The organism is Pseudomonas sp. HOU2, assembly GCF_040729435.1.
Lineage (GTDB): Bacteria > Pseudomonadota > Gammaproteobacteria > Pseudomonadales > Pseudomonadaceae > Aquipseudomonas.
Map to the genome: position 1 here is coordinate 1,646,634 of NZ_CP160398.1, position 20,567 is coordinate 1,667,200.

Here is a 20,567-nt window from a genome sequence, read left to right on the forward strand (position 1 = left end):
AAAAAAACGGCAGGCCTTTGCGGGCCTGCCGTTTTTTGCTGTTGCCGATGCAATCACTTCGCCTGGTAGATGATCCCCGGGCTGCACTGGACCATCTGGTAATGATCCGGCAAACCGTTCAGCGCTTCGGAAGCGCCAAGGAACAGATACCCGCCCGGCTTCAGCGTGCTGTGAATGCGCAACAGGATGTCTTTCTTCACCTCGGCGGAGAAGTAGATCAGCACGTTGCGGCAGAACACGATGTCGAACTTGCCCAGACTCGCGTAGCTGTCGAGCAGGTTGAACGAACGGAATTCCACCCGGTTCTTGATCGGCGCCTTGATCACCCAGCGCCCCGGCCCTTTCGGGTCGAAGTAGCGCTGCAGACGATCGGCGGACAAACCGCGACCGATTGCCAGGCTGTCGTACTCGCCGGTCTTGCAGTTGGTCAGCATGCTGCCGGACAAGTCCGTGGCAACAATCTGCACGCCCATCTTCAACTGACCGAGGTTGCTGCGCTCGAACTCATCGATCGACATCGACAGCGAATACGGTTCCTGCCCCGACGAGCACGCCGCCGACCAGATCCGCAGACGCTGGTTGGGACTGGCCTTGATCGCCTCGGGCAGCACCTTGTTCTTCAAGACTTCAAACGGATAGGTGTCACGAAACCACAGGGTTTCGTTGGTCGTCATGGCATCGACCACCTGCTCGCGCAAACCGCTGCGCGGCTGGGTCTGGATGCGCTGTACCAGCTCACCCAGGGACTTGATGCCTTGCTGCTCCATCAGTTTGTTGAGACGGCTCGAGACCAGGTACTGCTTGTTTTCACCGAGCAAAATGCCACAGGCTTTTTCCAGGAAGACCCGGAATTGTTCGAAATCCAAATTACCCGTAGACAATGATGCCGCCTCTTAAATCGTGTTGACCGCCAGGGACAAAAGGTCCCTAGCTGATATCTGCTGCTTTGATCCGGTCGACTACCCGGGATGCCAGGTCATCAGGACGGAATTTGGCCAGGAAGTCATCGGCACCGACTTTCTTGACCATCGCCTGATTGAATACCCCCGACAACGAAGTATGCAGGATGATATGAAGCTTTTGCATGCGCGGGTCGCTGCGGATCTCCGCCGTCAGGGTGTACCCGTCCATCTCCGGCATCTCGATGTCGGAAATCATCATCAGGAACTCTTCTTCCGGCTTCTTGCCCTCATCGACCAGCTTGCGCAGGTAATCCAGTGCCTGCTTGCCGTCGTTCAGCGCCACCACCTCGACCCCGACCGTCTGCAGGCAACGCGTGACCTGCTTGCGCGCCACCGACGAGTCATCGACCGTCAACACCCGCAGCGACAACGCCTTGCTCTGGGTCTCGACATCCACCACGCCGACCGAAATCGCTTCCGGCGTCGGCGCGACTTCCGCCAGCACCTTCTCGACATCGATGATTTCGACTAACTGATTGTCGACCCGAGTCACAGCGGTCAGGTAGTGATCGCGACCCGTGCCCTTGGGCGGCGGATGGATCTCTTCCCAGTTCATGTTGACGATGCGCTCCACCGAGCGGACCAGGAAACCCTGGGTCTTGGTGTTGTACTCCGTGATGATCACGAACGGACTGTTCTTGTCTTTCAACGCCCCAGAACCGGTCGCCATTGCCAGATCAAGGATCGGAATGGTCGCCCCCCGGATATTCGCCACCCCGCACACGACAGGACTGGACTTGGGCATCAACGTCAGCGACGGGCATTGCAGCACTTCCCGCACTTTGAACACGTTGATTCCGTAGAGCTGCTGACCGTCGAGACGGAACAACAACAGCTCCAGGCGATTCTGCCCTACCAGTTGCGTGCGCTGGTTCACCGAATCCATTACACCAGCCATGCCCAGACTCCTACACCAACGCCAAGTGTTGTTGCGACGCACATTCATTGCTAAACGGCACGGCGCTTGCTTTTTAACTCGTATGAACGCTCAAACGACATTTTTCCGACGCCTGACCTCCCGCACCCGCAAAGCGCTGTGCGCGACGTCTGCCGTCTGCTTGTTTTTCGCTGGCAGCCCTGCCGGTGCTGATACGGTTACCTTGCCTGACATGCTTATCGGCGTCACCCAGGGCTTTCTTGAGTTCACCGTAGAAGACTATCTGGCTACCAGTCAAACGGAAGGTCGCTACGAAATCGAGGTCAACCAGCTCGACCCGCGTATGCGCATGCCTATGTGCGACAAGGAATTGACAGCGTCGCTGGAGAGTCCGGCACGCCCGCTGGGACGGGTTACGGTCAAGGTGCGATGCGAGGGAAGCTCGCCGTGGACGGTGTTCGTGCCCGCTCAAGTCCGCCTGTTTCGCGAGATTGTCACCACCACCCGCCCGCTGAAACGCGCCGGAATTATCGAGCCGCAGGACGTGACCTTGCGTGAACGCGACATCAGCCAGATCAATCAGGGTTTCCTGACGTCGGTGGATGAAGCCATCGGGCAGAAATTAACCCGACCAACGGTCGCCGATCAGGTGATCACTCTGGTGCATCTGGAACAGGCTGAAGTGGTGCGCAAGGGTGATCAGGTGGTCATCATCGCCCGCAGCGGCACACTCGCCGTGCGCATGCCCGGCGAAGCCCTGGCCAATGGCGGTCTGAAAGAACAGATCCGGGTGAAAAACCTCAATTCCAACCGGGTGATCAAGGCGCAAGTCATCGCACCGGGCCAGGTGGAAGTGGCCATGTAAAACGCTCAGGCAGAAAACTGGCGCCGATCTCGACGCTTCCCTAAACTGTGCCGAAGCAGAACACGCTTCGGCACATGCAGCTCATTGCAAAGTGAGCCTAAAGTTTTCCAGGGAATGGCCGAGAACATGGCAAGCGTCCAAATTCCCAGAGGTTTTTAACATGGTCATCGATTTCAGCCGTTTGAACAGCTCCTCGTCACTTACGGGCAGTACACGTACCAGCAACGCCAAGGAAACCGCCGAATCCGGCACCTCCGCGCCGCTGAATACCCAGGCCGAAACGGCCAGTACCGCAAAAAGCGGGGAATCGGTACACCTCAGCAATGAGGCTCAACAGTTGCAGAAGGTCACTGACAAGCTGCGCGATCAGCCTGCCGTCGACAAAGCCCGCGTGGCCGAGTTGAAAGCAGCGATTGCCGATGGCAGCTATAAAGTCGACAGCAACCGTGTAGCCAGCAAACTGCTCAACTTCGAAGCCCAGCGCTAGGCTTTTGCCGGCGCCAGGCTTTTGGACGCTTAGAACCCAAGGCCAGCCATGCACGACACTAATTTATTGCAACTGATCACCGACGACTTTGCTCCAGCTCAACAATTGCTGGAGTTACTGCAAACCGAGTCCCTCGCCTTGCACGGTCGCGACATGCCTTTGCTCGAAGATATTCTGGCGCGCAAACAGGCATTGATCATTCTGCTTGAACAGCATGGCCGCAAGCGCAGCGAAATCCTCGCCAGCCTCAACCTGCCGCTCGACCGTCAGGGCCTGGAGCAACTGGCCAGCCACTCGAGCATTGGCGACCAGTTGCTGGCTCAGAGCGACGTGCTGACCGACCTGATTGCCCAGTGCCAGGCGGCCAACGTCAAGAACGGCCAGTCGATCCAGATTCAACAGGCCGCCACGGCCAATCAGTTGAAAATCCTCACCGGGGGCGAGCCGCCAGCGTTGTATGACGCCTCGGGCACTTTCGCCAAACCCACCAAGCCGCGTACGCTCAGCCAGGCGTGAGCCATTCGACGTGCCTGCACTATCAACCCGCGAAACATGCTGGCAAAATGCTGGCTAGTCGTAGTCAAATTTTGTCTGGAGATTGAGAAAACGTGCCAAACGCCCTAAGCGCGGATGACAGTCCGCAGCCCCCAAAGGTGCTGACCACGCCCCTGGAAATCTCCAGCAACCTGCGCCAGCTGCAAGAAAGCCACGATCCGCTGATCATCACGTTCCATGAGCGCAGCCAGCGCTTTCAGAGCTACCTGATCAAGGTCGACCGCGATACCGCGACCATCGCCCTGGACGAAATGATCCCGCGCGATGGCGAGCGTTTTCTGCTGGCGGGCGAACCGTTCAAGGTCGAAGGCTTCCACGAGGGCGTGCGCATCGCCTGGGAATGCACCGGCACGCTGAACATCGAAGAGTCCGAAGGCGACCGCTTCTACACCGGCGACCTGCCAACCGAAGTGGTTTACCACCAGCGTCGCAACGCCTTTCGCGCAGCCCTGAAGCTGACCGATCTGGTCAGCGTCGAACTCGGCGGCGAAAAGCTCAAGGCGCCGATCAACGGCAAACTGCTGGATATTTCCGCCACCGGCTGCAAGCTGCGCTTCGAAGGCGACATTACTGATCGCCTGCAACTGGGCCAGGTCTACGACCGCATGATCGCCACCCCGCTGTTCGGCAATCAGCCCATCTCGGTCGAACTGCGTTATCTGCACTTCGAAGAAAAGCTCAACATCACCTTCGCTGGTCTGCGTTTCCACAACATCAGTGGCCAGGCGGCGCGCAACGTCGAGCGCTTCGTCTATCAGCTGCAGCGTGAAGCACGCCGGTTCGATAAAGACGATCTGTGATTCGTACAGGCAAATAGAAAGGGCAGTCCCTCGCGGGACTGCCCTTTTTTCTGGCGGAAATTTTTCTGCCAGCACCGAACACCTGTGGCGAGGGAGCTTGCTCCCGCTGGGGCGCGAAGCGCTCCCTTTATCTGGCAAGCGGGGCCTGCTGCGCAGTCCAGCGGGAGCAAGCTCCCTCGCCACAGTTACAGCCACAGCCACAGCCACAGCCACAGTTACAGTTACAGTTACAGCGTCTGCCTCTGAACAGCCTTACCCTCACCCGACTCAGGGCCTGGCCCCACTGATGTCCGGTGTCGGTTTATCGCCGCCATCCGTCGGATCAGTTTCCACCGCCGCTTCAGGCTGCACTTCGGGTTCTGGCTCAGGCTCAGGTTCCGGCGTAACCGTGGTCTGCATCTGCTCCTGTACCACCTGCTCATCCACTCGCGGATCGAGCGCTGCAACCAGCGGCGAACTCGACATGCTGTCCGGCATCGCCACGTGATGCAGCGGTGCGTCGTCGACCTGATGCAGATTGGTCACGGCTTTCGGGCGGATGCGCCACACCAGCACCAACGCGAAGAAGCTGAAGAACGCGTACAGGCTCTGACTGCCGAACAGCTTCATCAGCACGCCCGCCAACAGCGGGCCGATACTTGCGCCGACCCCGTAGGTCACCAGCAGCATCGCCGTCAGCGACACCCGGCGATCGCCCTCGACGTGGTCGTTGGAGAACGCCACCGCCAGCGGATACAGGCAGAACTGCACCAGCGAACACATGAAGCCGACGACAAACAAAACTTCCAGCGGCACCTGCGGCAGGATCGCCAGCGGCAACGCCGCGACCGCGAGGAACCCGGCAAAGCAGCGAATCAGCAGCGCCCGGTCATAACGGTCGGACAACCAGCCCAACGGCCACTGCACCAGCAGTCCGGCAAAAATGCAGCTACCCATGAACAGACCGACCTGCTCGGTCGACAGCCCCTGCTGCGAGGCATACAGCGGCGCCAGACCGTAGAACGAGCCGATGATCAGACCAGCACCGAGCACCGTGCTCAACGATTGCGGCACGCGCTTGATAAAGAAGCGCGGTTCCATCGGTGCCGGATGCAGCGGCGCCGGGTGAATCCGGCGGGTCAGCGCCACCGGCACCAGACACAGGGCAAAACACAGCGCGACCAGCATCAGCAGCTCCAGGCCGAGGCCCGGATGCATGACCAGAATCAACTGACCGAGCACCAGCCCCAGATACGAAGCGATCATGTAACCGCTGAACACCAGCCCGCGCTGATTGGCATCGGCCTGCTCGTTGAGCCAGCTCTCGATCACCATGTATTGGCACATCATGCCCAGACCGACGATGGTCCGCAGCACCAGCCACGCCGGAAGCCAGTCGACCAGGCCATGCCCGAGCACCGCCGCGCCGACGATCCCGGCACACGCCGAATACGCTCGAATGTGTCCGACCCGGGCGATCAAGCGGTGACCGATCTTGCCGCCCAGCACCAGGCCGAAATAGTTGGCCGCCATCAGCGCACCGACCCACAGCCCGTCGACATGGTCAGCAGCCAGGCGCAATGCCAGATAAGTAGATAGAAGGCCCGAGCCGATCAACATCATCAGCGAGGCGAAATACAGCGCTCGAAAGGATTTCCAGATTTGGCGCATCGGCGTTCCGAGCGGCTCCTTGCAGTAAGTATCGGGCTATCCAAACGATAGCCCGACGACGACAGTTCGTCAGGCCTGGGCTGCTAGAACACGCCGTTCCCAGGGAGTGATTTCATCAAAGAAGCTGGTCAACTCCATGGTCTTCGAAGCGATGTAGCCTTCGATGAACTCCTGTCCGAACAGTTCCCTGGCCAATTGACTACGTTTCAGACGCTCGAGCGCGGCATGCAAGGTACACGGCAGCGAAAGATTGTCCGGCACTTCGAATTCGCCCTGAATCGCCGCGGTCGGTTCCAGCTCATGCTCGATCCCATGCAAGCCTGCGGCCAGACTCGCGGCAATCGCCAGATACGGGTTGGCATCGGCGCCGGGCAAGCGGTTTTCGACGCGCCGGGCCACTGGTGAACTGGCTGGAATCCGCAGCCCGGCGGCGCGGTTGTCGTGAGACCAGCAGGCATTGTTCGGCGACGCATACGGGTGACACAGACGCTGATAAGAGTTCACGTTCGGCGCGAACAGCGCAGTGAAATCAGCCATGCCCGCCTGCTGCCCGCCGATGAAATGGCGGAACATCGCCGTCGGCTCGCCGCTCTGGTCGCTGAACACATTGTTGCCGGTGGCGATCTCGACGAGACTCTGGTGAATGTGCATCGAACTGCCCGGCGTGTGCGCCAGCGGCTTGGCCATGCACACTACGCTCAGACCATGCTTGAGCGCGACTTCCTTGAGCAGGTGTTTGAACAGGAAGGTCTGATCGGCGAGCAACAGCGGATCACCATGCAGCAAGTTGATCTCGAACTGGCTGACGCCCATTTCATGCATGAAGGTATCGCGCGGCAGACCGAGGGCGGCCATGCATTTATAGACTTCGCTGAAGAATGGCCGCAGGCCATTGTTGGAACTGACACTGAACGCCGACTGACCATCCTCGCGGCGTCCATCTAGGCCTACCGGCGGGCGGAACGGCTGAGTCGGATCGGTGTTCGGGGCGAAGACAAAAAATTCCAGCTCGGTCGCCACCACCGGCGCGAGACCGCGCGCGGCGTAACGGGCGATGACTTTTTTGAGTTGACCGCGGGTCGACAGATTGGAGCTTTCGCCGCTCAGTTCGTCGGCATCGCAGATGGCCAGGGCACGTAGCTCGTCGCTCCATGGCAGGGGATGGATCATGCTCGGCTCGGCCACCAGCGCGAGGTCGCCGTCATCGCTGCCGTAAAACCGCGCCGGCGGATAACCGCCCATGATGCATTGCAGCAGCACTCCCCGCGCCATCTGCAAACGCCGCCCTTCGAGGAAACCCTCGGCGGTCATCACCTTGCCGCGCGGCACGCCGTTCAAATCCGGCGTGACACATTCAATCTCATCAATGCCGGTCAGTCGCTGCGCGAGTGAACGCTGGCCATCGGTTGTCATGACGCAATCCTTGTTATTGTGCGAGCCGCGAACGGCGACCGTACAAAATAGGCTCCGGCTGTTCGGAATATCAAGCAGCGTCAAACAAAAAAACCACCTTGCATTTTTCCCTGTAGGAGCTGCCGCAGGCTGCGATCTTTTGACTTTGTTTTTAAGATCAAAAGATCGCAGCCTGCGGCAGCTCCTACAGGGGGCATGCCTTCACGGCAGGTAGAGGCTGAAGATGCCACCACCCAACGGCCCGCCATTGCGAATTTCGGTGTGCCCGACCACGCCATTGCGCTGATGCAACGCAGCAATACGGTTGGCGAAATACAGGCCCAGGCCAGTGCTGCCGCTGCCGTGATTGATGCCTTGCACGTAATCGGCCTGACGCTCGAGCATTTCGGCCGGGTAACCGTCGCCGTCATCGTTGATGCTCAACACCAGTTGCCCGGCCTCGTCGCTGACGGTAATCAGCAGCGACTCGCGGGCATGACGAATGGCGTTGTTGATGCAGTTGCCCAACACCGAGGCAACCAATTCGCGATCGAAGAAACCCAGCGGGCTCAGCGGATCAACTTCGTAGGTAGCAATGATCCCGCGACTGGCAAACACCTCTTGATGCGCGGCCAGTTGCGCCTCGATGAAATCATCCAGCTCGTGATACGCCGGTTGCAACGGCAACTGGTTGACGCCGAGTTTGTACAGCCCGAGCAACTGCACCAGCATGCCGTTGAGGTGGGCAAACTCGAAGTCGATCACGCCCTGCTCCGCCCCTCCACGCTGCCCCTCGGGCAAACGCGCCAACCACTGGCTATGGGCCTGCGTCAGCATCGCCAGCGAGTTCTTCATGTCGTGAACGGTGGAGGCGATCACCGTGGAAAAATCCAGCGCCTGCTCGTCTTGGTTCATTCGCCAAACGCCTTGCTTTTCAGCTTCTGATAACGCGCATAACGCGCGTCGGTGTCGGGCATCAGGCCGACCATTTTCAGGCAGGCCCGACATTCTTCCAGCTCCGCCGACGGCACACTGGTGTCGGTGCCGTGCAGCAGCGACTGGGCCATGTTCAGCGCGATACTGATGTTCTTCGGTTGCATCTTCAGCGCCTTGCGGAACACCTCGCGGGCCTCCACCAGGTTGCCGGTCTTGTACACGCGCACGCCCTGCCGGTTGAGGTCGGCAGCGGCGTTGCTCGAACTGAGGATAGTCGGGTCGTCGGTGAGCTTGGCGATGTCTTTCATCACCGCCGGATCGTCACCGTAGATCTCCGCACAGCTCTTGAGCATCGAAGTGCCCGCCTCGGCCTGACCGAGCATCTGCAATTGCTTGGCGACCAGCAGCGCCGCTTCAGGGCTCATGAACTGTTCCATGCCGTCGAGGCGCATCAGCGCTTGTTCGGTGAGCTTGTCGGCGGTCTCGGCATCGTTGAGCAGCAGACTGGTGGCCTTCATCAGCCGCGCACGAATCTGCAGGCCCGGGTCAGACGGGTTCTCTTTGGCGACGGCGCTGAGCGTGGTGTTGATCTCCAGCCGCGTGCGCGTGTCGAGCCCGCGCTCACTGCCCTTGCTGATCAAGGCATGGGCCAGACCGAGGTTGCTTTCCGGGTCCTTGAAACGCGACTGCGCACCCTGCGCCACCGCCTGACGATAGGCCCGGGACGCGGTGTCGAAGTCTTCGTTGGCCATCGCCAGTTTGCCGAGCAACGCCTGCCGGCGCACCGCCAGCGGCGACAAACGAATCGCCTCCTCCAGCACCCGCTGCGCGCCTTTGGTATCGCCCTCGGCGACCAGCACATCGGCCATGCCGTCGTACAGCGCCGGCATCATCGGGAACACCTTCAGGGCTTTTTCGTAGACACCCTTGGCCTGCGCCACTTGCCCACGCTTGAACAGCAACTTGCCCAGCCCGGCAAACGCCCACGGCAACGGCCGGTCAGCGATGATGCTGTCATAGAGGCGTTCAAGGGCTTCGTTCTGGTTCATGTCGCGCAGCGCATCGGCGCGATAACGCAGGCACAGCGGCGAATAACGAATGTCCTGCTTGCACAGCGCAATACAGGCATTGAGCACCTCGACCGGCTTACCGCGATCAAGGGCTTGCAAAATCGGTTTGAGCAACGTCTTGCGCTGCTCCAGACGCTCCAGGCGCTGGGCCAGGCCGGAGCGGTTGAACGGCTTGGTCAGGTAAGCATCCGGCTCGTGCTCCAGGGCACTGAGCACCATCGCCTGACTGGTCTCGGCGGTCACCATGACAAATACCGCTTCATGGCTGATGAGCTTTTCCGACATCAGGTCTTCGAGGACCTGCTGGCCGTTCTTCTTGCCGTCGCCGAGGTGAAAATCCTGCAGAATGAAGTCATAAGACTTCTGCGCACACATCTTCAGCGCCTGCTCGCCGGTATCGGCGGTATCCACATCCTTGACCCCCAGTTCGCGCAGCATCGAGCGTACGGAACTGCGGAAATCCGAGAAATCATCGACGATCAGAAAACTCTTTTGGTGATACGACAGCATCGAGGATTTCCAGGCAATTGAAGTAGGTGAACCGGGGGGCGTTTTCACAGGCGCGCAGATGATAGCTGGAGGCTAAATGCTATCAAGCGATTTCGTGCGAGTCTGAGGTCGCCGAATGAGTTATCGGCAAGGGGTGGGGTTCTCTGAAGTGGAGAGGTTCAAGATTGCTTGTGCAGCGATTACCCTGCGCGCCGGGTCATCTTTTCAATACAAGGCTTATCTCGACTGGCGACACGGGCGAAGCGCTGAAGGCTATCGACGTCAACCGTTCCGGTTTCGTGGATCTCCTCGCGGATGCGAGACGAGGGGGCCTTGTATTCGCGGTTTCCGGAATCGGAAGAAGGTTGGCGAGAATGAATTGAAGATGGGGGGTGCCAAGGAGATTGGGATGTCATGGAGAGTAATCCTCCCAGCCGGGCCCTCCATAAGGCGTCTTATCCAGCTCGGGAAAATCCGTCGTCCACTCCCCCCAGTCCATGTACTCATAGTACTTGTTCATCGCTTCAAAGCGGCTTGCCGCCTCAACTTCCCAAATCAGTTTTGACCCCGGCTCAAGGAGCGCGCGCGATTCATCACCCTGAGGCCCGGAGGGACAAAACAATTGTAAGCCATCGGGTTCCAGCCATAGTTCATGATTCAAGGTTCATCCTCATTGGTCTGAATGAGCCATTGGCTGTATTTCACTGCGAAACGAACCTTCAACCCAAGCCGAGAGACGCAAGTTCGGTAGTTAGAAATAGTCTACGTCAGCAGTAGCTAACGTCGACCAAAGACTCAGCTCTTCTTGCAGAGCAATACCTTGGTACGAGGTCGCGATTACTAAAAAGCCCCGACAGGCAATAACCTGAGCGGGGCTCTTTGCATGCTTGGAGCGATCCTTTTGCCCCCCTCTGCACCCACGAGGCTCGGACGTTCGTCGCTTAAATCGCTGGAAGCATAGATATATATGGTGTCCCAGGGCAGGTTCGAACTGCCAACCTTCCCCTTAGGAGGGGGATGCTCTATCCAATTGAGCTACTGAGACACTGAGTTGTCGTGGCCGGACACGGCGCGACGGACGGCGTGCATGTTAACGGCCAGCCCTTGATTTGTCATGTCGTCCGTGGGCTTTTTAAGTGTAGGCAGGCGCCCTGCGATGCTGCGGGAACATTTATCGTGCAATTTGCACTGCCGCGAAAAAGCCATCATTGCACATTGCAACCCGAAGCTTGGGAAAAACCCTTGCAAATCCTTGTTTTTAAAGGACTTCACAGCGGTTAGACTGTTGGCACGCCGGCTGCTTTGTCTGTTCTCATAACAGCACAAACGGAGTCCGCCCCATGAACAGCACTCTCCTGCTCGCAAACGCAATCGCACTGGCGGTTTTGGTCGGCTTTCATTTTGTTCCCGAGAGTGCTGAACCGGTGGCTCAGCGTATGCCGCATTACTTGCAGGTGCAGAAAGCGCCGCAGTGGGCGGTGTTGAGCGATCAGAACGACTTCGCGGCGCAGGCGGTCAATGAGCCTGAGCAAGTACTGCCGACGCGCGACACCGAACGTCTGGTTTTTTGAAATATCTTCAGGAGTACAGCATGTCCAAATCAGCCGCAGGATTTCTGATCCTCGCCTTATTGAGTGGCGTTGTGCATTTTTCGCTGTTCGAGGAAACCACAGTCACCCTGCCCTTGATCGGCTGCGGCGTGTTTGCAGTGTTGTTTGTACTGGCCCTGGTGGCCGGGCGCAAAATCAAGTTTGATCCGGTGCTGCGTTAAACCGGATCAATTCCAGCAGTTGCTTGACGGCGTCCGCCAGGTCGCCGGAATTGTCGATCAGATGCACGGGCAAGTCAGTTGCCCTTCTGTCTTTGAACAGCGCATTGCGCGCCAGCCTCGCATCGATCTGCTCGGGCGTCTCCCGGCCACGTCTAAGCAGACGTTCACGCAAGACCTCATCCTTGACCGTCAGCAAAACCGGCAGCAGGCTTGGATAGCGCTCAAGCGCCTGACGCAGGTTGGCGCGTGAGCCGTTCACCAGTACGGATTGCCCAGCGCGTAACCGTTCGTCCATTTCTGCCGGAATGCCATAAGCCAGCCCATTGGCCTGCCAGGCCAGCGAGAAATCCCCGGCTTGCTGGCGTCGCTCGAACTCTTCGGGCGTCACGCCGATGGCATCCTCACCCACCGATTCCGCGGATCGGGTAATCACCCTGCGAATGATTTCACAGTTCAACTCGCGCAAAGACTCACGCGCGGCCTCGATCAGGCTGTCCTTGCCTGAACCGGAGGGTCCCATCAGATAAATAAGCCTGCCATCCATCCTGAAAACGCCCTCCAACGGGTGTTTGCCCTAGTAAATCGGCAGATTGCCACTATCCTGTACAGGTAAGGAACAAGGATTGAAAATCCGCATAGCATGCACGTTCTGACGTCATCGGACATCAACAGATGTGCACCCGGAAGCGGTCAGTGATGCGGGCCAGGGCAAAGATTTCAAACCAGTCCGCATTTCTGATAATTGGTGCTGGCATTACGCCTTTACCCAGCTCAATATTTGTCACAGAATTGACGCCAATGATCTGGCAATTTTGAGGCATGATGCGCGCCTCTTAACAATTCAGGTTGAACCATTTGGCGCGGATGCTTGTCCTACCACACATCCTGCGGCCAATCCCGAGAACCGCTCCCCTGAACTAACCGGTTAAATATATGCGCCCATTGAAACAGGCAATTTATTCCAGCCGTACGGCTGACAAGTTCGTCGTACGTCTGCCAGACGGGATGCGTGAACGCATTGCCGAGGTGGCTCGCAATCATCATCGCAGCATGAACTCCGAAATCATTGCGCGCCTTGAGCAGAGTCTTATTCAGGAAGGCGCATTGGGCGAAGAGCTGAGCATGCGCCTGGACAGCCCGGAGCTGTCGCTGCACGAGCGCGAGCTGCTGCAACGCTTCCGTCAGCTGTCTCACCGTCAACAGAACGCTCTGGTGTCGCTGATCGCTCACGACGCCGAGATGGCCGCAGACGCGTCCTGAGTTACACCGAACATCTCAAGCCAGCTTAAGTGCTGGCTTTTTTTTGCCCAGGTTTTAATCACGACAATCCGAGGCAGACTTTGTAGTGAGGGGATTTATCCCCTCACCACAGATAAATACACAGGCACAAAAAAGCCCGCCAATTGGCGGGCTTTTGCATGGCAATGAATCAGAGCAGGAAGATCGTCGCCAACCCCAGAAAGATGAAGAAGCCACCGCTGTCGGTCATGGCCGTGATCATCACACTGGCGCCCATCGCCGGGTCGCGGCCCATCTTGGCCAGCGTCATCGGGATCAACACTCCCATCAGCGCCGCGAGCAGCAGGTTGAGAGTCATCGCCGCCGTCATCACCACACCCAGCGACCAACTGCCGTAAAGCAGGTAGGCGACCACGCCGATCACCCCGCCCCAGACCAGACCGTTGATCAACGCCACCGCCAGCTCTTTGCGCATCAAACGCGAGGTGTTGCCGGTGCTGACCTGGTCGAGCGCCATGGCACGCACGATCATGGTGATCGTCTGGTTACCGGAGTTACCGCCGATACCCGCCACGATCGGCATCAGCGCTGCAAGCGCCACCAGTTTTTCAATCGAGCCTTCGAACAGACCGATCACCCGCGACGCGACAAAGGCCGTGATCAGGTTGATCGCCAGCCACGCCCAACGGTTGCGCAGGGATTTCCAGACCGAGGCGAAGATGTCTTCCTCTTCGCGCAGACCCGCCATGTTGAGGACTTCGCTTTCGCTCTCCTCACGAATCAGGTCGACCATTTCGTCGATGGTCAGACGGCCGATCAGCTTGCCGTTCTTGTCGACCACCGGGGCCGAGATCAAGTCGTAACGCTCGAACGCCTGAGCAGCGTCATAGGCGTCTTCGTCCGGGTGAAAACTCACCGGATCACTGGCCATGACTTCAGCAACCTGTTTCTCCGGGTCGTTGACCAGCAGACGCTTGATCGGCAGCACGCCCTTGAGCACACCGTCGTAATCGACCACGAACAGTTTGTCGGTGTGGCCCGGCAGCTCTTTGAGACGACGAAGGTAACGCAGAACCACTTCGAGGCTGACATCCTCACGGATGGTCACCATCTCGAAGTCCATCAGCGCACCGATCTGCTCCTCGTCATAGGACAGGGCCGAACGTACGCGCTCGCGTTGCTGCTGGTCGAGCGTCTCCATCAGCTCATGGACGACGTCTCGCGGCAGCTCGGAGGCCAGGTCAGCAAGTTCGTCGGCGTCCATGTCCTTGGCCGCAGCCAGGAGCTCGTGATCGTCCATGTCGGCGATCAGCGTTTCACGAACGGAATCGGATACTTCGAGAAGAATGTCGCCGTCGCGATCAGCCTTGACCAGTTGCCAGAGCGTCAGACGGTCGTCCAGCGGCAAGGCTTCAAGGATGTAGGCAACGTCGGCGGAGTGCAGATCATCGAGTTTGCGTTGCAGCTCGACGAGATTCTGCCGGTGAACCAGGTTTTCGACCCGGTCGTGATGCGCGCCTTCCTGGCGATGAGTCAGGTCTTCGACGACCTTCTGGCGCTGCAGCAGCTCAACGACCTGAGCCAGGCGATCCTGCAGGCTTTCCTGGGTTTTCTTTACTTCGATTTCGGACATAGGCGAACTCCACTCCCAGCAGCGGGGCACGCCGGAAGGATCAATCAGTCAATTCATGATTGGTGAAACGGGCTACTGAGTAACTACTGGGTAAGTCCATGGAGGTTTTCCATAAGCCCCGGCGGGGCTGACGGGCGCAATGATACACCGCCTGACGGTTTTAAACGTTAAAAAATCGCGGTTGAAACAAGCGCTTGCGCGACAAAGCTGAGCGCTGTCCTGACCCGTCCAGATGCGACGACTCATCTTGAAAAGAAAACACAACGGCACTGAAAAATGTAGCGACTACCCTTGAGCGTAGACCGTCATGGAGGACGTCGAATGCTATCCAGAACATCCCGTTTTGTAGTCGCCAGCCTGCTCTGCCTGCCGCCCGCCGGGGCCGCCACCAGCCTTCACCGCTGCGAAGCGCCCGACGGCGGCATCACCTTCACCAGCCTGAGCTGCGCGAGCGACGAGCAGCTTTCAGAGCAACAGGTTCATCCCTACTCGCCCGGATCCGTCATACCGATCATGCCGGAACACAACCACGAGGAAATATCCGGTATGACAATCAGGGGACGTGAACCGGGTATTGTTGGCCGCCTCGAGGACAAATGCGGCAACCTGATCGATGCCCGTCAGCGCCGCGCAGCGATCATCAACCGACGGGTGATTGCCGGCATGAGCCAACAGGATGTCGAAAGCGCGCTCGGCAAACCGGACAAGGTGAATATTCGGACGTCGACAACGAGCTATCGCTACGACCTGAAACGAGGCCGCAGTGCTCAAGTCGATTTTGACGAGCAGGGATGCGTGAAAGGAAAAGCCAAATCGCAGGCAACAAAAAGCCCGCGTTAAACGCGGGCTTCTTGAATATGGTGCACTCGACAGGATTCGAACCTGTGACCGCTCGGTTCGTAGCCGAGTACTCTATCCAGCTGAGCTACGAGTGCATTTTGTGTTTTTAGACCAGATCACAACTGGTTGAAGCCAAGTTGCCTGTATTGCTACAAACGACTCTTAAATGGTGCACTCGACAGGATTCGAACCTGTGACCGCTCGGTTCGTAGCCGAGTACTCTATCCAGCTGAGCTACGAGTGCATTTGTGTTTTTAAACCAGACCACAACTGGCTGAAGCCGAGTTCTTTATATTGCTATAAACAACTCTTAAATGGTGCACTCGACAGGATTCGAACCTGTGACCGCTCGGTTCGTAGCCGAGTACTCTATCCAGCTGAGCTACGAGTGCATTTGTTGCGCCGCATTATAGCCCGTCTAATCTCTATTCCAACCACTTTTTCTAATAAATTCAAGAACTTACAGAAAAAGCCAGATTACAACGTACTAAGCAAATAATGGCGGAGAACGGGGGATTCGAACCCCCGACACCCTTTTGAGGTGTACTCCCTTAGCAGGGGAGCGCCTTCGGCCACTCGGCCAGCTCTCCGCAACACGGGGCGTATATTAACCACCTTCTTCCCCGTTTGCAAACATAAAAATCGATAAAAATTAATGGCTTGGTTCTTCGTCCTTCTCTTTCTTTATACGCAGGTAAATTTCCTCACGGTGCACGGCAACCTCTTTCGGGGCGTTGACGCCGATGCGCACTTGATTTCCTTTGACGCCGAGCACGGTCACGGTGATTTCGCCATCACCGATAATCAGGCTTTCTGCGCACCGACGAGTCAGAATCAGCATACCTTTCTCCTCACGCATTTCATTTCAGGGACAACAGTCTGCAAAAAAAAGGCACCCGACCTACAACCGGAGCGATCGTAGCCCTACATGCCTGAGTATTGACCAGCGCGAGCAAAAGAACAGTTCAGGGCTCGCGCCATTCAAAAAATAAAGGGCGCGGTCAGACCGCGCCCTTCAGATGACCGGATTACTCGCCCTGACGGGCCGGCGCGTCCAGTTCGAAAGCCGTGTGCAGGGCGCGCACGGCCAGTTCCAGGTACTTCTCCTCGATCACTACGGAAACCTTGATTTCCGACGTCGAGATCATCTGGATGTTGATGCTTTCCTTGGCCAGGGATTCGAACATGCGGCTGGCCACGCCTGCGTGGGAACGCATGCCGACGCCGACGATCGAGACCTTGGCAATCTTGGTGTCGCCCACCACTTCCCGGGCACCGATCTCACGAGCGGTGTTTTCCAGCACGGTCTGTGCGGCCTGGTAGTCGTTGCGGTGCACGGTGAAGGTGAAGTCGGTGGTGTTATCGTGCGCAACGTTCTGCACGATCATGTCGACTTCGATGTTCGCGGCACTGATCGGGCCGAGAATCTTGAACGCCACGCCCGGGGTGTCTGGCACGCCACGGATGGTCAGCTTGGCTTCATCGCGGTTGAAAGCGATGCCGGAAATGATCGGCTGTTCCATGGTTTCCTCTTCATCAATAGTAATGAGGGTGCCCGGACCCTCCTTGAAGCTGTGCAGTACGCGCAGCGGAACGTTGTACTTGCCGGCGAATTCCACCGCACGGATCTGCAGCACCTTGGAACCGAGGCTGGCCATTTCCAGCATCTCTTCAAAGGTGATCTTGTCCAGTCGCTGAGCGACCGGCACCACACGCGGGTCAGTGGTGTAGACACCATCGACGTCGGTGTAGATCTGGCACTCATCAGCCTTCAAGGCAGCCGCCAGTGCCACGCCCGTGGTGTCGGAACCGCCACGGCCGAGGGTGGTGATGTTGCCGTGCTCGTCGACGCCCTGGAAACCGGCGACAACCACCACGCGACCCGCTTTCAGATCACCACGAATCTTCTGGTCATCAATCTGCAAGATACGCGCTTTATTGTGCGCACTGTCCGTCAGGATCCGCACCTGATTACCGGTGTACGACACCGCCGGCACACCGCGCTTGATCAGCGCCATGGCCAACAGGGCAATCGTCACCTGCTCACCGGTGGAAACGATCACGTCCAGCTCACGCGGAACCGGTTGCACGTCGCCACTAATTTGCTTGGCCAGATCGATCAGACGGTTGGTTTCGCCGCTCATTGCAGACAGCACAACCACCAGGTCATCGCCGGCATCGCGGAATTTCTTAACCTTGTCGGCGACCTGCTCGATTCTCTCGACAGTACCGACCGAGGTGCCTCCAAATTTCTGTACGATCAAAGCCATTTCAAAGCCGCCTCTGCCCATGAAGGGCGCCCAATAATCACTCGAACAGCCGCCGGGCCCGCCACTAGACTGCGGGTCCGGCGGGCCGTCTTATAAACCCTGCTCGACGAATGGAACGGTCAGCGCCAGTGCGCCATCCAGTGCGCCGGCGTCGACACCGCCGCCCTGCGCCATGTCCGGACGACCACCGCCCTTCCCGCCCACTGCCGCAGCAGCCTGTTTCATCAAATCACCGGCTTTGAGTTGGCCAGTCAGGTCCTTGGTCACGCCTGCAACCAGTACGACCTTTTCCTCATGGACACTGCCGAGCAGGATCACTGCGCGGCCGAGTTTGTTTTTCAGCTGATCGACCAGCGCCAGCAGCGCCTTGCCGTCCTGACCATCCAGACGTGCGGCCAGAACCTTCACGCCTTTGACGTCGACTGCCGAGTTCGACAGATCGTCGCCCGCGGCGCTGGCGGCCTTGGCCTGCAACTGCTCGAGTTGCTTTTCCAGCGCGCGGTTGCGCTCCAGCACAGCCGACAGCTTGTCGATCAGATTGTCGCGGCTACCTTTGACCAGGTTGGCCGCTTCCTTGAGTTGTTCTTCAGCAGCGTTCAAGTAGGCCAGTGCCGCAGCACCGGTGACTGCCTCGATACGACGCACGCCCGATGCCACACCGCCTTCGCTGATGATTTTCAGCAGGCCGATGTCGCCGGTACGGTTGGCGTGGATACCGCCACACAGCTCGACGGAGAAATCGCCGCCCATGCTCAGCACGCGCACGTTGTCGCCGTACTTCTCGCCGAACAGCGCCATCGCGCCTTTCTGCTTGGCGGTCTCGATGTCGGTCTCTTCGGTTTCAACCGCGGAGTTCTTGCGGATCTCGGCGTTGACGATGTCTTCCAGCGCCTTGATCTGCTCAGGCTTGATCGCTTCAAAGTGGCTGAAGTCGAAGCGCAGACGCTGGCTATCCACCAACGAACCCTTCTGCTGAACGTGCTCGCCCAGTACCTGACGCAGCGCAGCGTGCAGCAGGTGCGTGGCCGAGTGGTTCAGCGAAGTCGCGTGACGCACCTCGGCATCGACGTGGGTTTCCACTGGCGCGCCGATGGTCAGGCTGCCCGAATCCAGCACGCCGTGGTGCAGGAACGCGCCGCCGGTCTTGGTGGTGTCACGGACGTCGAAACGCGCGCTGCCCGCCTGGAGGAAACCGCAGTCGCCGATCTGACCGCCGGACTCAGCGTAGAACGGCGTCTGGTTCAGCACGATCACCGCCTCTTCGCCTTCATTCAAGACGTCGACCGACTGGCCATCTTTATAGATGGCGACGATTTTTGCCGAACCACTGGTGTCTTTGTAGCCGGTGAACTCGGTGGCCACATCCACCTTGACCAGGGTGTTGTAGTCCAGACCGAACGAGCTGGCGGAACGCGCACGAACACGCTGGGCTTCCATTTCACGTTCAAAGCCGACCTCGTCGACGGTCAGGCCGCGCTCGCGAGCGATGTCAGCCGTAAGATCCATCGGGAAACCGTAGGTGTCGTAGAGTTTGAACACCACGTCGCCCGGCACCACGGTGCCTTTGAGTTCCAGCAGATCCTGCTCGAGGATCTTCAAACCGTGCTCCAGGGTCTTGGAGAACTGCTCTTCTTCAGCCTTCAGTACGCGCTCGATGTTGCTCTGCTGCGACTTCAGTTCCGGGAAGGCTTCGCCCATCTCGGCGACCAGCGCCGCGACGATCTTGTAGAAGAAGCTGCCGGTAGCGCCCAGCTTGTTGCCGTGACGGCAGGCGCGACGAATGATCCGGCGCAGCACATAACCGCGACCTTCGTTGGACGGCAGCACGCCGTCGGCAATCAGGAAGCCGCAAGAACGGATGTGGTCGGACACCACTTTGAGCGACGATTGATCGCCATTTTCGCAACCGATCGCTTCGGCCGAGGCCTTCAGCAGGTTCTTGAACAGGTCAATGTCGTAGTTGGAATTGACGTGCTGCATCACCGCACTGATCCGCTCCAGGCCCATGCCGGTGTCGACCGACGGCGCTGGCAACGGATGCAACACGCCATCGGCGGTGCGGTTGAACTGCATGAACACGTTGTTCCAGATCTCGATGTAACGGTCGCCGTCTTCTTCCGGCGAACCCGGTGGGCCGCCCCAGATGTGGTCGCCGTGATCGTAGAAAATCTCGGTGCACGGGCCGCACGGGCCGGTATCGCCCATGGTCCAGAAGTTGTCGGACGCGTAAGGCGCACCTTTGTTGTCGCCGATGCGGATCATGCGCTCGACCGGCACGCCGATCTGCTTGGTCCAGATGTCATACGCTTCGTCGTCGGAGGCGTAAACGGTGACCCAGAGTTTTTCCTTCGGCAGTTTCAGAACGCCGGTCAGGAAGGTCCAGGCGAAGGTAATCGCGTCGTGCTTGAAATAGTCACCGAAGCTGAAGTTACCGAGCATTTCGAAGAAGGTGTGGTGACGAGCGGTATAACCGACGTTTTCCAGGTCGCTGTTCTTGCCACCGGCACGCACGCACTTCTGGCTGCTGGTTGCGCGGGTGTACGCGCGCTTTTCCTGGCCCAGGAAGCAGTCCTTGAACTGGTTCATCCCCGCGTTGGTGAACAGCAGGGTTGGGTCGTTGCCCGGAATCAAAGAGCTGGAGGCTACACGGGTGTGGCCTTGCTCTTCGAAGAAGCGAAGGAAGGCTTCACGGATTTCTGCGCTTTTCATTAGGTTCTTCCACGGAGGCTGC

Annotated in this window: 20 protein-coding genes and 5 tRNA genes; 8 read left to right on the forward strand and 17 right to left on the reverse strand. The window is 58.5% G+C overall.

The window, feature by feature from the left end; translation table 11 throughout:
• Nucleotides 1-53: 53 nt before the first annotated feature.
• Nucleotides 54-881, reverse strand: a complete 828-nt coding sequence (gene cheR, locus ABV589_RS07370; protein WP_007963053.1) for a protein-glutamate O-methyltransferase CheR — start codon at nt 879-881, stop codon at nt 54-56.
• Between the two features lie 46 nt (nt 882-927).
• Nucleotides 928-1,860 (reverse strand): chemotaxis protein CheV, encoded by a 933-nt coding sequence (locus ABV589_RS07375; RefSeq protein WP_041074300.1) that lies wholly within the window; start codon nt 1,858-1,860, stop codon nt 928-930.
• 82 nt (nt 1,861-1,942) lie between these two features.
• On the opposite strand from ABV589_RS07375, the gene flgA reads away from it, so the two are divergent.
• The 4 genes from flgA to ABV589_RS07395 all read left to right on the forward strand — a co-directional run bounded on the left by flgA (nt 1,943) and on the right by ABV589_RS07395 (nt 4,546).
• Nucleotides 1,943-2,704, forward strand: coding sequence for a flagellar basal body P-ring formation chaperone FlgA (gene flgA / locus ABV589_RS07380; RefSeq protein WP_081755196.1), 762 nt, complete (start codon nt 1,943-1,945; stop codon nt 2,702-2,704).
• A gap of 160 nt (nt 2,705-2,864) precedes the next feature.
• Complete coding sequence (gene flgM, locus ABV589_RS07385; RefSeq protein ID WP_007917589.1) at nt 2,865-3,191, forward strand: flagellar biosynthesis anti-sigma factor FlgM; 327 nt, start codon at nt 2,865-2,867, stop codon at nt 3,189-3,191.
• A 48-nt stretch (nt 3,192-3,239) separates the two neighbouring features.
• Complete coding sequence (locus ABV589_RS07390; RefSeq protein ID WP_007963060.1) at nt 3,240-3,707, forward strand: flagella synthesis protein FlgN; 468 nt, start codon at nt 3,240-3,242, stop codon at nt 3,705-3,707.
• Nucleotides 3,708-3,799: 92 nt separating this feature from the next.
• Nucleotides 3,800-4,546: a flagellar brake protein gene (locus ABV589_RS07395; protein WP_007963062.1), complete on the forward strand. Its 747-nt coding sequence runs from the start codon at nt 3,800-3,802 to the stop codon at nt 4,544-4,546.
• A gap of 267 nt (nt 4,547-4,813) precedes the next feature.
• Here ABV589_RS07395 and ABV589_RS07400 read toward each other — a convergent pair whose 3' ends face one another.
• From ABV589_RS07400 to ABV589_RS07425, 6 genes are all read right to left on the reverse strand, one after another.
• Nucleotides 4,814-6,196 (reverse strand): MFS transporter, encoded by a 1,383-nt coding sequence (locus tag ABV589_RS07400; RefSeq protein WP_367085420.1) that lies wholly within the window; start codon nt 6,194-6,196, stop codon nt 4,814-4,816.
• A 69-nt stretch (nt 6,197-6,265) separates the two neighbouring features.
• The gene (locus ABV589_RS07405; RefSeq protein ID WP_367086176.1) at nt 6,266-7,507 is read right to left on the reverse strand and encodes a glutamine synthetase family protein; all 1,242 of its coding nucleotides are present in this window, start codon (nt 7,505-7,507) and stop codon (nt 6,266-6,268) included.
• A 303-nt stretch (nt 7,508-7,810) separates the two neighbouring features.
• Nucleotides 7,811-8,503: a HAMP domain-containing sensor histidine kinase gene (locus ABV589_RS07410; protein ID WP_367085421.1), complete on the reverse strand. Its 693-nt coding sequence runs from the start codon at nt 8,501-8,503 to the stop codon at nt 7,811-7,813.
• Entirely contained in the window at nt 8,500-10,104 is a 1,605-nt protein-coding gene (locus ABV589_RS07415; RefSeq protein ID WP_003227240.1) for a tetratricopeptide repeat-containing response regulator, read from the reverse strand. Before ABV589_RS07415 ends, ABV589_RS07410 begins: the two co-directional genes overlap by 4 nt.
• Before the next feature lie 391 nt (nt 10,105-10,495).
• Nucleotides 10,496-10,744, reverse strand: coding sequence for a hypothetical protein (locus tag ABV589_RS07420; protein ID WP_007963068.1), 249 nt, complete (start codon nt 10,742-10,744; stop codon nt 10,496-10,498).
• A gap of 307 nt (nt 10,745-11,051) precedes the next feature.
• Nucleotides 11,052-11,128 (reverse strand) — tRNA-Arg (locus tag ABV589_RS07425).
• 295 nt (nt 11,129-11,423) lie between these two features.
• On the opposite strand from ABV589_RS07425, the gene ABV589_RS07430 reads away from it, so the two are divergent.
• A complete protein-coding gene (locus ABV589_RS07430) occupies nt 11,424-11,654 on the forward strand; it encodes a hypothetical protein (RefSeq protein WP_367085422.1) in 231 nt (76 codons plus the stop codon).
• 20 nt (nt 11,655-11,674) lie between these two features.
• Nucleotides 11,675-11,854, forward strand: coding sequence for a PA3371 family protein (locus tag ABV589_RS07435; protein ID WP_367085423.1), 180 nt, complete (start codon nt 11,675-11,677; stop codon nt 11,852-11,854).
• Here the strand turns inward: ABV589_RS07435 and phnN are convergent.
• A complete protein-coding gene (gene phnN / locus ABV589_RS07440) occupies nt 11,829-12,398 on the reverse strand; it encodes a phosphonate metabolism protein/1,5-bisphosphokinase (PRPP-forming) PhnN (RefSeq protein ID WP_367085424.1) in 570 nt (189 codons plus the stop codon). The genes ABV589_RS07435 and phnN overlap by 26 nt on opposite strands.
• 389 nt (nt 12,399-12,787) lie before the next feature.
• On the opposite strand from phnN, the gene ABV589_RS07445 reads away from it, so the two are divergent.
• Nucleotides 12,788-13,114 carry an Arc family DNA-binding protein gene (locus ABV589_RS07445; RefSeq protein WP_003178899.1) on the forward strand — a complete coding sequence of 109 codons (327 nt, stop codon included), beginning with the start codon at nt 12,788-12,790 and terminating at the stop codon, nt 13,112-13,114.
• Between the two features lie 169 nt (nt 13,115-13,283).
• On the opposite strand, the gene mgtE is transcribed toward ABV589_RS07445, so the two are convergent.
• The gene (gene mgtE / locus ABV589_RS07450) at nt 13,284-14,726 is read right to left on the reverse strand and encodes a magnesium transporter (RefSeq protein ID WP_367085425.1); all 1,443 of its coding nucleotides are present in this window, start codon (nt 14,724-14,726) and stop codon (nt 13,284-13,286) included.
• A gap of 321 nt (nt 14,727-15,047) precedes the next feature.
• Between mgtE and ABV589_RS07455 the strand changes: the two genes are divergently transcribed.
• Nucleotides 15,048-15,566, forward strand: a complete 519-nt coding sequence (locus ABV589_RS07455; RefSeq protein ID WP_367085426.1) for a cell envelope protein SmpA — start codon at nt 15,048-15,050, stop codon at nt 15,564-15,566.
• A gap of 18 nt (nt 15,567-15,584) precedes the next feature.
• Here ABV589_RS07455 and ABV589_RS07460 read toward each other — a convergent pair.
• The 7 genes from ABV589_RS07460 to alaS all read right to left on the reverse strand — a co-directional run bounded on the left by ABV589_RS07460 (nt 15,585) and on the right by alaS (nt 20,545).
• Nucleotides 15,585-15,661 (reverse strand) — tRNA-Arg (locus ABV589_RS07460).
• A 72-nt stretch (nt 15,662-15,733) separates the two neighbouring features.
• Nucleotides 15,734-15,810 (reverse strand) — tRNA-Arg (locus ABV589_RS07465).
• Nucleotides 15,811-15,881: 71 nt separating this feature from the next.
• Nucleotides 15,882-15,958: transfer RNA gene (locus ABV589_RS07470), tRNA-Arg, on the reverse strand.
• A gap of 107 nt (nt 15,959-16,065) precedes the next feature.
• A tRNA-Ser gene (locus ABV589_RS07475) sits at nt 16,066-16,156 on the reverse strand.
• Between the two features lie 62 nt (nt 16,157-16,218).
• Nucleotides 16,219-16,407, reverse strand: coding sequence for a carbon storage regulator CsrA (gene csrA, locus ABV589_RS07480; RefSeq protein ID WP_002554426.1), 189 nt, complete (start codon nt 16,405-16,407; stop codon nt 16,219-16,221).
• A 187-nt stretch (nt 16,408-16,594) separates the two neighbouring features.
• The gene (locus tag ABV589_RS07485) at nt 16,595-17,836 is read right to left on the reverse strand and encodes an aspartate kinase (RefSeq protein ID WP_025112914.1); all 1,242 of its coding nucleotides are present in this window, start codon (nt 17,834-17,836) and stop codon (nt 16,595-16,597) included.
• A 90-nt stretch (nt 17,837-17,926) separates the two neighbouring features.
• Nucleotides 17,927-20,545 carry an alanine--tRNA ligase gene (alaS, locus tag ABV589_RS07490; RefSeq protein WP_007963082.1) on the reverse strand — a complete coding sequence of 873 codons (2,619 nt, stop codon included), beginning with the start codon at nt 20,543-20,545 and terminating at the stop codon, nt 17,927-17,929.
• Nucleotides 20,546-20,567 lie beyond the last annotated feature (22 nt).

Bases quoted from the DNA above. Each gene is read 5' to 3' on its own strand.
- flgM (WP_007917589.1), top strand. From the start codon at position 2,865: ATGGTCATCGATTTCAGCCGTTTGAACAGCTCCTCGTCACTTACGGGC.
- csrA (WP_002554426.1), bottom strand. From the start codon at position 16,407: ATGCTGATTCTGACTCGTCGGTGCGCAGAAAGCCTGATTATCGGTGAT.
- ABV589_RS07430 (WP_367085422.1), top strand. From the start codon at position 11,424: ATGAACAGCACTCTCCTGCTCGCAAACGCAATCGCACTGGCGGTTTTG.
- flgA (WP_081755196.1), top strand. From the start codon at position 1,943: ATGAACGCTCAAACGACATTTTTCCGACGCCTGACCTCCCGCACCCGC.
- phnN (WP_367085424.1), bottom strand. From the start codon at position 12,398: ATGGATGGCAGGCTTATTTATCTGATGGGACCCTCCGGTTCAGGCAAG.
- ABV589_RS07435 (WP_367085423.1), top strand. From the start codon at position 11,675: ATGTCCAAATCAGCCGCAGGATTTCTGATCCTCGCCTTATTGAGTGGC.
- ABV589_RS07445 (WP_003178899.1), top strand. From the start codon at position 12,788: ATGCGCCCATTGAAACAGGCAATTTATTCCAGCCGTACGGCTGACAAG.
- ABV589_RS07485 (WP_025112914.1), bottom strand. From the start codon at position 17,836: ATGGCTTTGATCGTACAGAAATTTGGAGGCACCTCGGTCGGTACTGTC.
- ABV589_RS07375 (WP_041074300.1), bottom strand. From the start codon at position 1,860: ATGGCTGGTGTAATGGATTCGGTGAACCAGCGCACGCAACTGGTAGGG.
- mgtE (WP_367085425.1), bottom strand. From the start codon at position 14,726: ATGTCCGAAATCGAAGTAAAGAAAACCCAGGAAAGCCTGCAGGATCGC.
- ABV589_RS07405 (WP_367086176.1), bottom strand. From the start codon at position 7,507: ATGACCGCCGAGGGTTTCCTCGAAGGGCGGCGTTTGCAGATGGCGCGG.
- alaS (WP_007963082.1), bottom strand. From the start codon at position 20,545: ATGAAAAGCGCAGAAATCCGTGAAGCCTTCCTTCGCTTCTTCGAAGAG.
- ABV589_RS07415 (WP_003227240.1), bottom strand. From the start codon at position 10,104: ATGCTGTCGTATCACCAAAAGAGTTTTCTGATCGTCGATGATTTCTCG.
- ABV589_RS07390 (WP_007963060.1), top strand. From the start codon at position 3,240: ATGCACGACACTAATTTATTGCAACTGATCACCGACGACTTTGCTCCA.
- ABV589_RS07410 (WP_367085421.1), bottom strand. From the start codon at position 8,503: ATGAACCAAGACGAGCAGGCGCTGGATTTTTCCACGGTGATCGCCTCC.
- ABV589_RS07455 (WP_367085426.1), top strand. From the start codon at position 15,048: ATGCTATCCAGAACATCCCGTTTTGTAGTCGCCAGCCTGCTCTGCCTG.
- ABV589_RS07400 (WP_367085420.1), bottom strand. From the start codon at position 6,196: ATGCGCCAAATCTGGAAATCCTTTCGAGCGCTGTATTTCGCCTCGCTG.